16 protein-coding genes are annotated in these 13,455 nt (G+C 65.8%); 6 read left to right on the plus strand and 10 right to left on the minus strand.

Annotated features, from left to right (window positions below):
• Positions 1–11: 11 nt before the first annotated feature.
• The 6 genes from WH265_RS08720 to WH265_RS08745 are packed head-to-tail and all read right to left on the minus strand — an operon-like array spanning position 12 to position 5,660.
• A complete protein-coding gene (locus tag WH265_RS08720; protein WP_339557992.1) occupies positions 12–1,136 on the minus strand; it encodes an NAD(P)/FAD-dependent oxidoreductase in 1,125 nt (374 codons plus the stop codon).
• Positions 1,129–2,562 (minus strand): FAD/NAD(P)-dependent oxidoreductase, encoded by a 1,434-nt coding sequence (locus WH265_RS08725; protein WP_339557993.1) that lies wholly within the window; start codon positions 2,560–2,562, stop codon positions 1,129–1,131. The genes WH265_RS08720 and WH265_RS08725 overlap by 8 nt, the downstream gene beginning before the upstream one ends.
• The gene (locus tag WH265_RS08730; protein ID WP_339557994.1) at positions 2,559–2,921 is read right to left on the minus strand and encodes a (2Fe-2S)-binding protein; all 363 of its coding nucleotides are present in this window, start codon (positions 2,919–2,921) and stop codon (positions 2,559–2,561) included. The genes WH265_RS08725 and WH265_RS08730 overlap by 4 nt, the downstream gene beginning before the upstream one ends.
• Complete coding sequence (locus WH265_RS08735) at positions 2,921–3,715, minus strand: ABC transporter permease (protein WP_116926056.1); 795 nt, start codon at positions 3,713–3,715, stop codon at positions 2,921–2,923. Before WH265_RS08735 ends, WH265_RS08730 begins: the two co-directional genes overlap by 1 nt.
• 17 nt (positions 3,716–3,732) lie before the next feature.
• Positions 3,733–4,590, minus strand: coding sequence for an ABC transporter permease (locus tag WH265_RS08740; protein ID WP_133856288.1), 858 nt, complete (start codon positions 4,588–4,590; stop codon positions 3,733–3,735).
• Positions 4,587–5,660: an ABC transporter ATP-binding protein gene (locus WH265_RS08745; protein WP_021026626.1), complete on the minus strand. Its 1,074-nt coding sequence runs from the start codon at positions 5,658–5,660 to the stop codon at positions 4,587–4,589. The genes WH265_RS08740 and WH265_RS08745 overlap by 4 nt, the downstream gene beginning before the upstream one ends.
• Positions 5,661–5,860: 200 nt before the next feature.
• Between WH265_RS08745 and WH265_RS08750 the strand changes: the two genes are divergently transcribed.
• From WH265_RS08750 to yddG (WH265_RS08770), 5 genes are all read left to right on the plus strand, one after another.
• The gene (locus tag WH265_RS08750; protein ID WP_133856286.1) at positions 5,861–6,706 is read left to right on the plus strand and encodes an IclR family transcriptional regulator; all 846 of its coding nucleotides are present in this window, start codon (positions 5,861–5,863) and stop codon (positions 6,704–6,706) included.
• Between the two features lie 48 nt (positions 6,707–6,754).
• The gene (locus WH265_RS08755; RefSeq protein ID WP_339557995.1) at positions 6,755–7,711 is read left to right on the plus strand and encodes a 2-hydroxyacid dehydrogenase; all 957 of its coding nucleotides are present in this window, start codon (positions 6,755–6,757) and stop codon (positions 7,709–7,711) included.
• Between the two features lie 175 nt (positions 7,712–7,886).
• Positions 7,887–8,825 (plus strand): aromatic amino acid DMT transporter YddG, encoded by a 939-nt coding sequence (gene yddG, locus WH265_RS08760; RefSeq protein WP_312986868.1) that lies wholly within the window; start codon positions 7,887–7,889, stop codon positions 8,823–8,825.
• Between the two features lie 144 nt (positions 8,826–8,969).
• Positions 8,970–9,119 (plus strand): hypothetical protein, encoded by a 150-nt coding sequence (locus WH265_RS08765; protein ID WP_021026630.1) that lies wholly within the window; start codon positions 8,970–8,972, stop codon positions 9,117–9,119.
• Positions 9,120–9,270: 151 nt separating this feature from the next.
• A complete protein-coding gene (gene yddG, locus WH265_RS08770; RefSeq protein ID WP_339557996.1) occupies positions 9,271–10,191 on the plus strand; it encodes an aromatic amino acid DMT transporter YddG in 921 nt (306 codons plus the stop codon).
• A 45-nt stretch (positions 10,192–10,236) separates the two neighbouring features.
• On the opposite strand, the gene WH265_RS08775 is transcribed toward yddG (WH265_RS08770), so the two are convergent.
• From WH265_RS08775 to recA, 4 genes are all read right to left on the minus strand, one after another.
• Complete coding sequence (locus tag WH265_RS08775) at positions 10,237–10,716, minus strand: VOC family protein (RefSeq protein ID WP_339557997.1); 480 nt, start codon at positions 10,714–10,716, stop codon at positions 10,237–10,239.
• A 108-nt stretch (positions 10,717–10,824) separates the two neighbouring features.
• Positions 10,825–11,076 (minus strand): VF530 family protein, encoded by a 252-nt coding sequence (locus WH265_RS08780; RefSeq protein WP_116926050.1) that lies wholly within the window; start codon positions 11,074–11,076, stop codon positions 10,825–10,827.
• An 83-nt stretch (positions 11,077–11,159) separates the two neighbouring features.
• Positions 11,160–11,609 carry a recombination regulator RecX gene (gene recX, locus WH265_RS08785; protein ID WP_339557998.1) on the minus strand — a complete coding sequence of 150 codons (450 nt, stop codon included), beginning with the start codon at positions 11,607–11,609 and terminating at the stop codon, positions 11,160–11,162.
• 87 nt (positions 11,610–11,696) lie between these two features.
• Positions 11,697–12,773, minus strand: coding sequence for a recombinase RecA (recA, locus tag WH265_RS08790; RefSeq protein WP_339557999.1), 1,077 nt, complete (start codon positions 12,771–12,773; stop codon positions 11,697–11,699).
• Between the two features lie 190 nt (positions 12,774–12,963).
• Between recA and WH265_RS08795 the strand changes: the two genes are divergently transcribed.
• A complete protein-coding gene (locus WH265_RS08795; RefSeq protein ID WP_021026637.1) occupies positions 12,964–13,452 on the plus strand; it encodes a MarR family winged helix-turn-helix transcriptional regulator in 489 nt (162 codons plus the stop codon).
• Positions 13,453–13,455: the final 3 nt, after the last annotated feature.

Here is a 13,455-nt window from a genome sequence, read left to right on the forward strand (position 1 = left end):
GTGGATTCCTTTCAGGTTGAACATGCGGGGTCGGTAAATCGGTCTATACGGAAAGCATCAATCGGCGTGCTGCTGCGGCCCTGGGCAATCAGCTCAGCCATCACATCGCCCACGCCCGGCCCGAGCTGAAATCCCCCGCCGGCAAAACCAAAGGCATGGTAGAGGCCGGCCTGGCGGCTGCTGGCGCTGATGATGGGCTCGTGGTCAGGCAAGGCGCCTTCGTTGCCGCTCCAGGTGCGGATCAGCTGGGCGTTCTTCAACTGGGGCAGCAGCTCCACCAACTGCGGCAGCTGCGCCCAGACGGTGGTGTGGCGGTTGCGCGCGCGGGTGTCGTCCAGCACCAGTCCGGGCCCGCCGCCAAACACCACATTGCCCCGGCGCACCTGGCGGCAGTAGATGCTGCCGCCCTCCACGCCCAGGCTCCAGTGCAAAAAGTAGGGCAAGGGCTCGGTCACGCCCATGGCCGGCGGCCGGATGCGCATGGGCACCGGCTCGCCGCACTGCTCGGCAAACTGGCCGGCCCATGCGCCTGCGGCGTTGACCACCACATTCGCGCGGATCTCCATCTCGGGCGTGCGCACCACAAAGCGCTGGCCATTGTGCGCCACCTCCAGCACGGGGCTGTGCTCGAACACCTGGGCCCCCGCCCGCGCGGCCGCCGTGGCAAAGGCCGGTGACAGCAGGCGCGGGTTGGCCTGGCCATCATCCGGGCAGAAGGAGCCGCCCACGACCTTGGCGCCGCCGACCGGAAAGCGCTTGTGCAGCTCCGCGCCATCGAGCAGCTGCAGGTCCAGCCCACAGTCGCGCGTCTTCTCGGCATAGCGCACTAACGATTCCATATCCGCCTGCGAGCGGGCAATCTTGAAGTGGCCCGAGCGCTCGTACTCGGCCTCGGTGCCGATCAGCGCGGTCAGGCGCCCCCAGTGCTGGTGGGCGCGCTGTGACAGCGGTAGCATCGCCAGCGACCGCCCCTGGCGGCGCACACCGCCAAAGTTGACGCCGCTGGAGCGCGAGCCGCAGAGATCGCGCTCGACCACCACCACCTGGATGCCGCGTTTGCGCAGGAACAGCGCCGTGCTCGCGCCCATGATGCCGCCACCAATCACCACCACCTCGGTGGCCAGTTGCTTAACCATGGTTGGCCTCCTGGTCCGTGCTGACCACGGTCATGTCCAGCGGCAGGGGCTTGATCGGCGCCTGGCCCCGGATGCGGCCTATCTGCGCCACCGGCACCTTCAAGGTATCGGCCAGGATCTCGGTCGCAGCCACACCGCACATGCGGCCCTGGCAGCGGCCCATGCCCACCCGGCACAGCGCCTTGATGCGGTTGATATCGCCCTGCGGCTGGGTGGCAGCGGTAGCGCGCAGCTCGCCAGCCGTGATGTTTTCGCAGCGGCAGACCACCAGCTCATCGGGTGCACGCTCCGCCCAGTCGTCGGGAAAGGGAAACGCCACCTCCAGCGCCTGGCGGAACTGCTGCGTCTTGTCCAGCTGCTGGCGCAGCCTGGCCTGGCGCGCTGCATCGGTTGCAATGCCCCGGTCCTGCAGCAAAGCCAGCGCCGCCAGCTCGCCCGACATCTCGGCCGCATCCGCGCCCATGATGCCGGCGCCATCGCCCGCCAGGTAGACGCCGGGCACGCTGCTGCGCCGGTCGGCATCGATCTGCGGCACATAGCAGCGGTGCAAGGGCGCAAAGGTGAACTCGCAGCCCAGCAGATCGGCCAGCTGCGTCTCGGGCCGCAGCGCATAGCCCAGGCCGATAGCGCTGCAGTTGGTACGTTGCTCGGCGCCCTGTGCATCCTTCCACACAATAGCCTGCACACGGTCTGCGCCTTCGGCGCGCAGCAGCTGCACGCCATGGTGCACCGGCACATCGTGGAACATCAGCCAGCTCAAAAAGTACAGGCCCTTGGCGGTGACTGCCGGTTGGGCCAGCATCGCTGGCGCAGCCTTGTAGCGCTGCACGGCCGGGGCGGTGTCCAGCACCGCCAGCACCCGGCCACCGGCCTTGGCGTACTGGTAGGCCACGAGATACAGCAAGGGGCCGGTGCCGGCAAACACCACGGCGTCGCCAATCGCACAGCCCTGGTACTTCAAGGCCACCTGGGCGCCGCCCAGGGTGTAGACACCGGGCAGGGTCCAGCCGGGCAGCGGCAGCACGCGGTCGGTGGCGCCGGTGGCGACGATCAGATCGCGCCAGCGCAGGGTATTGGCGGTGCGCTGCGCCGTGTGCAGCAGGTCCAGGCTGTGGCCCTGGGCATTCCAGACCAGGGTGTCGGGCCGGTAGTCCAGCTGCGGGCGCAGGCGGTCAAAGGTCTGGTGCAGGTCGCTGGCGCGGCCGGCCTCAAAGCCATACAGGTCCTTGGGCGTGCGGCCAAAGCCATCGGGCTGGCGGCGGTAGATCTGGCCTCCGGCCTTGGGCGCCTCGTCGATGACGACCGGGCGCAGGCCATGGGCCAGCAGGGTTTGCGCGGCGCGGATGCCGGCAGGCCCGGCGCCCACGATGACGGGCGGGCCGTCGGTGGGCCGGGGGTCGTCCAGGTAGAAATCGCTGCCGATCATGGTTGCACCTGGGTCGCATTGGTGGCGGTAGCCTGGGCCACGGCCTCTGCCGTGGTACAGATCTGCATGCCCGCCTGCAGCAGGGTCGAGCAGGCGCGCAGCTTGCGGCCGGCCTGCTCGCCACCCAGGGTGACCCAGCAGTCCTGGCAGGCGCCCATCATGCAAAAGCCGGCGCGCGGGCTATGGGCAAACTCATGGCTGCGCAGCTGGGCCGACTGGGTCAGCACGGCAGTCAGCACCGTGTCGCCCTGCAGCGCCTGGGCAGGCTGGCCGTTGAGCACAAACTGCAGCGGCGGGCGCCCCTGCTCCTTGAGGCGCTGGAGCTGGCCGGCCGGCAAAAGGGGAGTCGCGTGTGCCATCAGTGCTTGCCGATCAGGATGCGGTCCAGGCCATAGACCTTGTCGAGCAAGAGCATCAGCCCCAGCGTGATGAACACGATCAGCGCCGACACCGCGGCCATCATCGGGTCCAGCGACTCGGTGGCATACATGTACATGCGCACCGGCAAGGTCACCGTGCTGGGCGAGACCACAAAGATCGACATGGTCAGCTCGTCAAAGCTGTTGATAAAGGCCAGCAGCCAGCCGCCGGTGATGCCGGGCAGGATCATCGGCAAGGTGATGCGCTGGAACACCTTGGCGTTGCTCGCGCCCAGCGAGTACGCGGCCTGCTCTGCGCTGCGGTCAAAGCCGATCAGCGCGGCCATCACCAGGCGCATGGTGTAGGGCATCACCACCAGCGCATGGGCAAAGATCAGCCAGCCAAAGCTGCCCTGGCCACCGACCAGCGAGAACATACGCAGCATGGCCACACCCAGCACCAGGTGAGGAATGATCAGCGGCGACAGGAACAGCGCCTGCAGCGCGCCACGGCCGGGGATCTCATAGCGCACCAGCGCAATGGCGGCGGGCACGGCCAGCGCGGTCGAGATGGAGGCAGCCGCCACCGCCAGGCCCAGGCTGTTCCAGAACGACTGGACAAAGTCGGCATGGTGCAGCACCTGCTCGAACCAGCGCAGCGAGAAGCTGGTGGTCGGCAGGGTCAGGGTCTCGGCCGGGGTGAAGGCCACCAGGCAGACAATGACCAGCGGCGCCAGCATGAAGATGATGACCAGCGCGTTGAAGATAAGGGCAATGGGTCCGTTTTTTTGCATGTCAGTTACCTCGCCTCTCAGCCCAGGGTCTTCTTGTAGCGGCCTTCAACCATGCGGTTCCAGCCCAGCATGATCACCAGGTTGGCGGCCAGCAGCACAAAGGCGATGGCCGCGCCCAGCGGCCAGTTCAGCTCGTGCAGGTACTCGTCATAGATCAGAGTGGCCACCATCTTGACCCGGCGCCCGCCCAGCAGGCCGGGAATCGCAAACGAGCTGGCGGCCAGGCCGAACACGATCAGGCTGCCCGAGAGAATGCCGGGCAGCACCTGCGGAAACACCACGCGTCGCAAGGTGGTGAAGTGCGAGGCGCCCAGCGACAGCGAGGCGCTCTCGACCGAAGGATCGAGCTTTTGCAGCGAGGTCCAGACGGGGATCACCATGAAGGGCAGCATCACATGCACCAGCGCAATGACGATGGCCGTCTCGTTGTAGAGCAGCTTGACCGGGCCGATGCCCACCAGGCGGAAGATGTCATTGATCAGCCCCTCGGGGCCCAGCAGCATGCTCCAGCCAAAGGCCCGCACCACCACCGAAATCAGCAGCGGCGCCAGGATGATCAGCAAGAAGATGGAGCGCCAGGGCGCGCGCATCTTGCTCAGGATGTAGGCCTCGGGCGCGCCGATGGCGATGCAAATCAACGTCACCAGGCCCGAAATCCACAAGGTGCGCCAGAAGATCTCGTAGTAGTAGCTGTCGGTGACGATGTGCACATAGTGCTCGATCGTGAAGCTGCCCGCGACCGGACCGGTGTCCACGTTGTAGGCATTGAAGGACAGGATGGTGGTCAGCAGCAGCGGCACCGCCAGCATCACCGCAAACAGCAGCAGCGCCGGAGCGCTCATGGCCCAGGGGGCCCAGGTGCGGCGCTCGCTCATGCAGCCACCCCGTCACCGGCGATCAGGCGCACATTGCGATCGGACCAGTCGATCCCCACCTGGCTGCCCACCTGGTGGGGCGCCTCGCCATCGTTGGCCGCCGTCACGGTAATGCTGCCCAGCGGGCATTCCACGGTGTAGAGCCAGAGGTTGCCCAGGAAGAAGCGCTCGCGCACGGTGCCCTGGGTGCGGCCGGGCGAAATGGCCGACAGTTGGATTTTCTCGGGGCGCAGGCCCAGCAGCAAACGCGTGCCGTGGCTGGCCGCAGCGGCGGGCACATCCTGCACCGCCATCTGCACATCGCCCACATGCGCCAGCCACTGGCCGCCCTGGGCATGCACGGTGGCCTGCAGCAGGTTGGCCTTGCCGACAAAGGTGGAGATAAAGGCGTTGTGCGGGTGCTCATACACCGTGTGTGGCGTGTCCACCTGGGTGATGCGGCCGGCTTCCATCACCACCACGCGGTCACTGATCGACATGGCTTCGCTCTGGTCATGCGTGACCATGATGGTGGTCGTGCCCACCTTGCGCTGGATCTCGCGCAGCTCAAACTGCATCTCTTCGCGCAGCTTGGCATCGAGGTTGGACAGCGGTTCATCGAGCAGCAGCACCGGCGGCTTGATGACCAGCGCCCGGGCCAGGGCCACGCGCTGGCGCTGGCCGCCCGAGAGTTCACGCGGATAGCGGTCGGCATAGGGACCCAGGTGCACCAGGGCCAGCGCTTCGCTGGCACGTTCGCTGCGCTCGGGCTGCGCCACCTTGCGCATCTCCAGGCCGAACTCGACGTTCTCGCGGACGGTCATGTGCGGAAACAGCGCATAGGTCTGGAACACGATGCCCAGGCCGCGCTCATTGGCCTTGGCGCGGGTGATGTCCTTGCCGTCCAACTCAATGCGGCCTTCGGTCACATCCACAAAGCCAGCAATCATCTGCAAGCTCGTGGTCTTGCCGCAGCCCGAGGGGCCGAGCAAGGAGACGAACTCGCCCTTTTGCACATCCAGGTTGAACTGGCTGACCACCCGGTTGGGGCCGTACTGTTTGGAGACGTTGTGGAGACGCAGAAAACTCATGGAAATCACCTCGGTGGCACAGGGTTGCGGGGCCCGTCGGCCATGTCGCACGGATGAACGACATTTGCAACTATTTGTCTATTTTCGGAATGTGGTTTGAATCCACACACGGTGTAAACACTGATAATGGAAGATAAATTTGATTTATTCCGATAAATGGAATAAAAATCAGATGTACCGAATTTTTATTCCGAAAAACCATGAGCACCGACACCTCTGAGGACAACAGCCACCAGCGCGGCACCCTGCACCGCAGCTTTTTGGTGATGCGCGCGCTGGCCGCACACCAGACCGAAGGCGTGCGCGTGACCCATCTGGCCAAGGAAATCGGCCTGACCCAGGCCACCACGCACCGGCTGCTGCAAGGCCTGATCCAGGAGGGCATGGTCGAGCAGGACCAGGTGCACAAGCTCTACCGGCTGAGCCTGGATTTGTTCTCGCTGGCCGCCCAGGCCGGTGCGGTAAGCGACCTGCGCAGCCTCGCGCGCCCGGTGCTGCTGCGCCTGTGCGCCAGCCTCAACGACACGGTGATCCTGATGGTGCGCTCGGGCTTTGACGCGGTCTGCCTGGACCGCATCGAAGGCCAGTTCCCGATCCGCACCTTTACCGGTGATATCGGCGGGCGCGTGGCGCTGGGCGTGGGCCAGGGCTCGCTGGTCATCTTGGCCAACCTGCCCGAGGCCGAGCGCGAGGAGGTGCTGCGCTTCAACCTGCCGCGCATGCAGCACTACAACGTCTATGACGAGGTCTACATGCGCACCGAGATCGACAAGGCGCACCGCCAGGGCTATACCGCCAAGAACTCCGGCCTGCTCGAAGGGATGGCTGGCCTGGCCGTGCCGGTGTTTGACCGCAATGGCCAGGTGGTCGCGGCCCTGTCGATCGGCACCCACACCGCGCGCCTGAGCGACGAACGCCTGCCCATCGTGCGCGACATGCTGCTGCGCGAAGCCAAAACCTTGAGCGCGCAGATCAACCCCTTTGACCCGACCTTGCGCCACCCGATGCATGCGATCTCCACCGGGGACCGCACCCGCTCGATGTAAGCCCAGCCCTGTCACCTTCCGTTTTTCTGCACTTCAACGCCCCCCGCCATGGCCTCCAGCACTCCCTTGCACCTCATCATCAAAAGCGGCGGCAGCGCTGCGATCCCGGAATGGACGGCCCTGTTTGCCGAATTTGCGCCGCATGTGGTGGTGCATGACTGGAACACGCCACCCGCCGATCTCAGCCTGGTGGATTTCGCAATGGTCTGGGAGCCCGAGACTGGCGCGCTGGCCCGCTATCCGCAGCTCAAGGCCATCTTCAGCTCGGCCGCGGGTGTGGACCATATCCTGGCCGATAGCGAACTGCCGCCAGCGCTGCCCATCGTGCGCATGGTCACGGGCGAGTCGCAGCAGCGCATGGCCGAGTTCTGCCTGATGGCCACCTTGATGCTGCAAAAAAACATGCCGCGCGCGCTGGCCCAGCACCGCCAGCAGCAGTGGATCGAGTTCAACCCGCCCCATGTGGCCAGCGAGCTGCGCGTGGGCATTCTGGGCCTGGGCACCCTGGGCGCTGCAGCCGCGCAGATGCTGCGCGCCGTGGGCTACCCGGTGCAGGGCTGGTCGCAAACGCGCAAGCAGATCGAGGGCGTGACCAGCTACTGCGGCCAGGACGAGCTGGCCGCGTTCTTGCGCAGCAGCCAGGTGCTCATCTGCCTGCTGCCCGATACGCCGGCAACCCGGGGCATTCTCAATGCTGCGCTGTTTGCCCAGTTGCCCACCGGCGCCCAGCTGGTCAATGCCGGCCGGGGCACGCAGCTCCACAGCGCCGACCTGGTGGCCTCACTGGACAGCGGCCAGCTGGCCGGCGCGCTGCTGGATGTCACCGAGCCCGAGCCCTTGCCGGCCGATTCGCCGCTGTGGACGCACCCCCGCGTGATTCTCACGCCCCATATCGCCGCCAGCGCCAGCCGCCGCGCCAAGGCGCGCCAGGTGGCCTTGTCGATGGCGCAGTGGCAGGCCGGGCAGGCGCTGGACAACTGCTTTGACCGGGTGCGCGGCTACTGACCAACTCGGGTAAATGGGGCCGGCCAGGCCGCTGAAAGCCGGGCCGCTGCAAAGCCACCACTGGCGCCACTGGCGCCATATCCGAGTGTTTTGCGATGCCAAGCCCTTGGCCCCACCAGGGCCGCCCAATAGCCGCTAGGATGCGAGCCGCCCTCGTCTGCATCCCCTCCTCTCCATGTCCACCCCTTCCCTTGTGCCCAGCCAGCGCGCGACGCTGATTGGGCTTTCTGCCGTGCTCTGCTGGTCTGCACTGGTGAGCCTGTTCCGCAGCGTTGCCGAACACCTGGGGGCGATCGGCGGGGCCGCCTGCGTCTTCTCGCTCAGCGCCTTCCTGGTGACCTGGCGCTTTGGCCTGCCGCGCGCCGCACAGCTCAAGGCCATGCACCCGGCCTATCTGCTGGGCTGCGGCCTCTTGTTTGTGCTCAACGAGATCGCTTTTTCGCTGTCGATGGGCTGGGCCAGCCACCGGGGCCAGACGCTGGAGCTGGGCATGATCAACTACCTCTGGCCCAGCCTGACCTTGGTGATGGCCACGGTGCTGGGCCTGCAGCGCTTTCGCGCCGGCCTGGTGCCGGGCGTGCTGCTGTCGATGGCCGGCATTGTGCTGGTGGTCAAGGGCGACAACGCGCTGTCCCTGGCCAGCCTCTGGGCCAATGTGCAAAGCAACCCGCTGGCCTATGCGCTGGCGCTGTGCGCGGCCTGTCTCTGGCCTTGCTATTCGGTGGTATCCAAGCGCTACACCCAGGGCGCCAATGCACTGCCGGCCTTTCTCTGGGCCGTGGCCGCCGTGCTCTGGATCAAGTACGCGCTCAGCCCCGAGCCACCGCTGCGCTTTACCCTGCCCGCCTTGCTGCAGCTGGGCCTGCTCAGCGGCTTGACCGCCCTGGGCTACAGCTGCTGGGACCATGGCCTGCGTGCCGGCAACCTCACGGTGATGGCCGTGGGCTCCTACTTCACCCCCGTGCTGTCTGCGCTGGTCGGCACGCTCTGGCTGCAGGTGCAGCCGTCCTGGAGCTTTTGGCAAGGCGTGGCCCTGGTCACACTGGGCTCGCTGGTGTGCTGGTGGGCCACCCGCAGCCCGGGGCCGGCCGATGGCAAAAAGCTGGCCGGCTAAGCACCTGCCCGCGCTTGCCAGTGCCAACACAGGGCGGCATCGCCAGCCTTTGTATACACATGCAAACACCTAGGTGGCGCGCCATGGCCAAAAGCGCGCGCCGCACTATAGTGGGCGGGTTGCCCGCGTTTTTCCGAGCTGCCCATGGACTACTCCCGCCCCAACCATATCCCCACCGCCGCCGAGCAAGAGGCCGACAAGCGCCTGGAGCTGCGTGGCCTGATCGCATTTGCCGTGCTCACCGTGGTGGCGACCATCGCTGCCGCGCTGGTCTTTGGCAGCCATATCAGCTAATCGCTGATTTCTTCACCCCTCGGAAACGACACCGCCAGCGTGGCTGCCGGGTGTGGCTGCGGTCCGCTGGCCGTCTGCCTGCAGAGCTGCGCTTTTCCAGCTAGGATGCAAGGCTGCTTTTCGCAGCTTTCCCTGCATCCACCGCGCGCCCATGTCTTCCTCTCCGATCTCCCCCGCCCAGGTCCCTTCGCAACGCGCCACCCTGATTGGCCTGTCGGCCGTGCTGTGCTGGTCCACCTCGGTGGGCCTGTTTCGCAGCGTGGCCGAGCATCTGGGCCCCATTGGCGGGGCGGCGGCGGTGTTCAGCTTGGGGGCCTTGCTGGTCACGCTGCGCTTTGGCCGCCCGCGCCTGGCGCAGCTGCGCGCCATGCACCCGGCCTACCTCTGGGGCTGCGGCCTGCTGTTTGTGCTCTACGAGATCGCGCTGTCGCTGTCGCTGGGCTTTGCCAGCAACCGGGGCCAGACCTTGGAGCTGGGCATGATCAACTACCTGTGGCCCAGCCTGACGATTGTGCTGGCGACAGCCTTTGGGCTGCAGCGCTTTCGCTTCGGCCTGGTGCCGGGGGTCTTGCTGGCCATGGCCGGCATTGTGCTGGTGCTCAAGGGCGACAGCGCGCTGTCCATCGCCAGCCTCTGGGCCAATGTGCAAAGCAACCCGCTCGCCTATGGCCTGGCGTTCTCGGCCGCCTGGCTCTGGCCCTGCTACTCGGTCATCGCCAAGCGCTATGCCCATGGCGCCAATGCGCTGCCGGCTTTTCTCTGGGCCGTGGGCGCCGTGCTCTGGGTCAAGTACGCGCTCAGCGATGAACCGGCGCTGCACCTGTCCTTGGCGGCCATCGTGCAGCTGTGCATGCTCAGCGGCCTCACCGCGCTGGGCTACAGCTGCTGGGACCACGGCCTGCGCGCCGGCAACCTCACGGTGATGGCCGTGGGTTCCTACTTCACCCCCGTGCTGTCTGCCTTGGTCGGCACCGTCTGGCTGCAGGTGCAACCGTCCTGGAGCTTTTGGCAGGGGGTGATGCTGGTGACGGCCGGCTCGCTGATCTGCTGGTGGTGTACCCGCAGCAAATAGCGCCGCGCGGGAAGCGCCACGCTGGACAGCGCCCGCGCTGAATGCTCAGCCTTTGCGTGCCGCTTCCAGCGCGGCAATATCGATCTTGGTCATGCCCATCATCGCCTCGAACACCCGCTTGGCTGCGGCGCGGTCGGGGTCGGACATGGCCGCAGTCAGCATGCGGGGCGTGATTTGCCAGGAGATGCCCCAACGGTCCTTGCACCAGCCACAGGCGCTTTCCTGCCCGTCATGGCCGACGATGGCATTCCACAGGCGGTCGGTCTCGGCCTGGTCGTCCGTGGCGATCTGGAAGGAAAAGGATTCATTGTGCTGAAAATGCGGCCCGCCGTTCAGCCCGATGCAGGCAATGCCCGCCACGTTGAACTCCACCACCAGCACATCGCCCTGCCGGCCATCGGGGTAGTCACCCGGCGCGCGGTGTACCGCGCCCACGGCGCTGTCCGGAAAAGTCTGGGCATAGAACTGCGCGGCATCGAGCGCATCGCCCTGGTACCAGAGGCATACGGTATTTTTTGCGGTCATCGTCGGTCTCCTGTTTGCACAGACGACTAGCCTAGCGGCTCATGGCCCGCCTGCAAGTAGGACAGCGCTGCACAGCAAGGGCGCCGCCGCACTGCGGGCAACGAGGTCTCAGGCGCCGCTGCGCCTTTTCTCGCGCAGCATGAACAGGTACAGGCCCTCGACCTTCTCGCGCGCCCAGGGCGTTTTGCGCAAAAAGCGCAGGCTAGAGTTGATGCTCGGGTCCAGGCAAAAACAACGCACGGGGATGCGCTCACCCAGCTCTTCCCAGCCAAAGTACGCGACCAGCTCGTTCAGGATGTGCTCCAGGGTCAGGCCATGGAGGGGGTTGTTGGGCTGTTCGGCGGTGCTCATGGCCGCCATTGTCGCCCAGCAGGGGCACTGGCTGCGGGGCTGGGGCTTTGCGGGCCGCGCATGGCACAGCCCAGCTGGGCACTGTTCAGCGGCTAATCGCCATCCCCACCGCGCAGCACCTGGCGCACCACATCCCCGCCAAAACCCCGGCTGGCCAGAAAGCGCATCTGCTTGGCCCGCTCCTGCGGGCTCTCGGGCGGCGCGCCAAAACGGCGTTGCCAGACCTCGCGGGCGCGCTGCAGCTCGGTGCTGCGCAGGCGCTCGCGGGCATCTGCGATCAGCTCGGCATCCACGCCCTTGTGGCGCAGTTCCTGCAGCACGCGGTTGGCACCGTAACGGGCAGCCTTGGTGTGGATGACGCTGTCGACAAAGCGCGCGGCGCTCAGAAAGCCCTTGGCTTCCAGCTCGTCGAGGATGGCCGCCAGGTCCTCGCCCTCTTCCACATGGGGCGCGAGCTTGCCCTGCAGCTCAGCGCGCGAATGCTCGCGCTGCGCCAGGTAGCGCAGCGCACGTCCTTTGAGGGAGAGTTTGCTAAAAGACATGCGTTCTCATTGCTATAAAACAAATAGCTGCTTGCGCACAGCATCTGTGCACAAGCAGCTATCTCAGCGCTCAGGCTTCAGCAGCGATCAGCCTTCGGTGCCGGTCGCTACCGGGCCGTCCACCACGCCGTCTTCGGCGGGGCGCAGGCTGATGTTCAGGCTCTCGCGCACCTTGTTCTCGATCTCGATGGCGAGGTCGGGGTTTTCGCGCAGGAACTCACGCGAGTTGTCACGGCCTTGGCCAATCTTCTCGCCGTTGTAGGCGTACCAGGCACCGCTTTTCTCGATGATGCGGGCATTGACACCCATGTCCAGGATTTCGCCTTCGCGCGAGATGCCTTCGCCAAACAGAATGTCGAACTCGGCCGTCTTGAACGGAGGCGATACCTTGTTCTTGACCACCTTGACCTTGGTTTCGTTGCCGATGGCCTCATCGCCGCGCTTGATGGTGCCGGTGCGGCGGATATCGAGACGCACCGAGGCGTAGAACTTCAGCGCATTACCGCCGGTCGTGGTTTCGGGGCTGCCGAACATCACGCCGATCTTCATGCGGATCTGGTTGATGAAGATGACCATGCAGTTGGTCTTCTTGATCGTGGCGGTGAGCTTGCGCAGCGCCTGGCTCATCAGGCGGGCTTGCAGGCCGGGCAGCTGGTCACCCATTTCGCCTTCGATTTCGGCCTTGGGGGTCAGGGCCGCGACCGAGTCGACGACGATCAGGTCCACCGCGCCGGAGCGCACCAGGCTGTCCACGATCTCGAGCGCCTGCTCACCGGTGTCGGGCTGGCTGATCAGGATATCGCCCAGGTTCACGCCCAGCTTTTGGGCGTAGCTGGTGTCCAGCGCGTGTTCGGCATCGATAAAGGCGCAGGTGCCGCCCAGCTTTTGCATCTCGGCAATCACCTGCAGGGTCAAGGTGGTCTTGCCCGAGGACTCCGGGCCGTAGATCTCGATGACCCGGCCGCGCGGCAGGCCGCCAACGCCCAGCGCAATGTCCAGGCCCAGCGAACCGGTGGACACCACCTGGATGTCCGACACCGCTTCGCCTTCGCCGAGCTTCATGATGGTGCCCTTGCCGAACTGCTTTTCGATCTGGGCCAGTGCGGCGGCCAGCGCCTTGGCTTTTTCGCTGTTGGCTTCGGGTTTGGTGGCGGTGGCGTTCATGGATTTCTCCTTGCGTTTGATGGTCATGTCTTCGATCTGGAGATCCAGCTGTTTGCATATACAGCCTGGATGCTTGAACAGTAGTTTATGGGATGGATATATTTTATAGAAGTACTTTTTTAGTCAGTTTAGTTGACTATATGCACAATAGCGACTTCAGCCTTTTTCAGCCATTGCAGGCGCGCTCACCATGCCCATTCTTCTGCCCCATTTGCCCGACGACAGCTGGCGCCTGACCCATATGGGCCGCCTGCTGGGCCATGCGATGCGCCGTTTTGATGCCCGGGTGCTGCAGCTGATGGCCCAGGACGAGGCCGTGCCGCTGGCGCTGTCGCACCTGGCCGAGCGCGACCAGGTGAGCGCCGCCCACATCCACATCACCCGCCACCTGTCGCTGGCCGGCGACCGCCTGGTGGACCTGGCAGCGCGCGCCGGCATGAGCAAGCAGGCGATGGCCCAACTGGTGGACCAGTGCGAAGCCTGGAACCTGGTGACCCGCGAGCGCGACCCGCGCGATGCCCGCGCCCGCACGGTGCGCTTTACCGAGACCGGCCTGCTGTGGCTGCAGGCGTTTGAGCGTGCCGTCAGCCAGGCCGAGGCGGAGTTCCGCGCCGAGGTCGGCGAGCAGGTCGCCACCGTGATCCAGCTGGGGCTGGAGGTGTATGGGGCCGACAGCTGAGCG

It is taken from the genome of Comamonas sp. MYb396, assembly GCF_037479555.1.
Lineage (GTDB): Bacteria > Pseudomonadota > Gammaproteobacteria > Burkholderiales > Burkholderiaceae_C > Comamonas.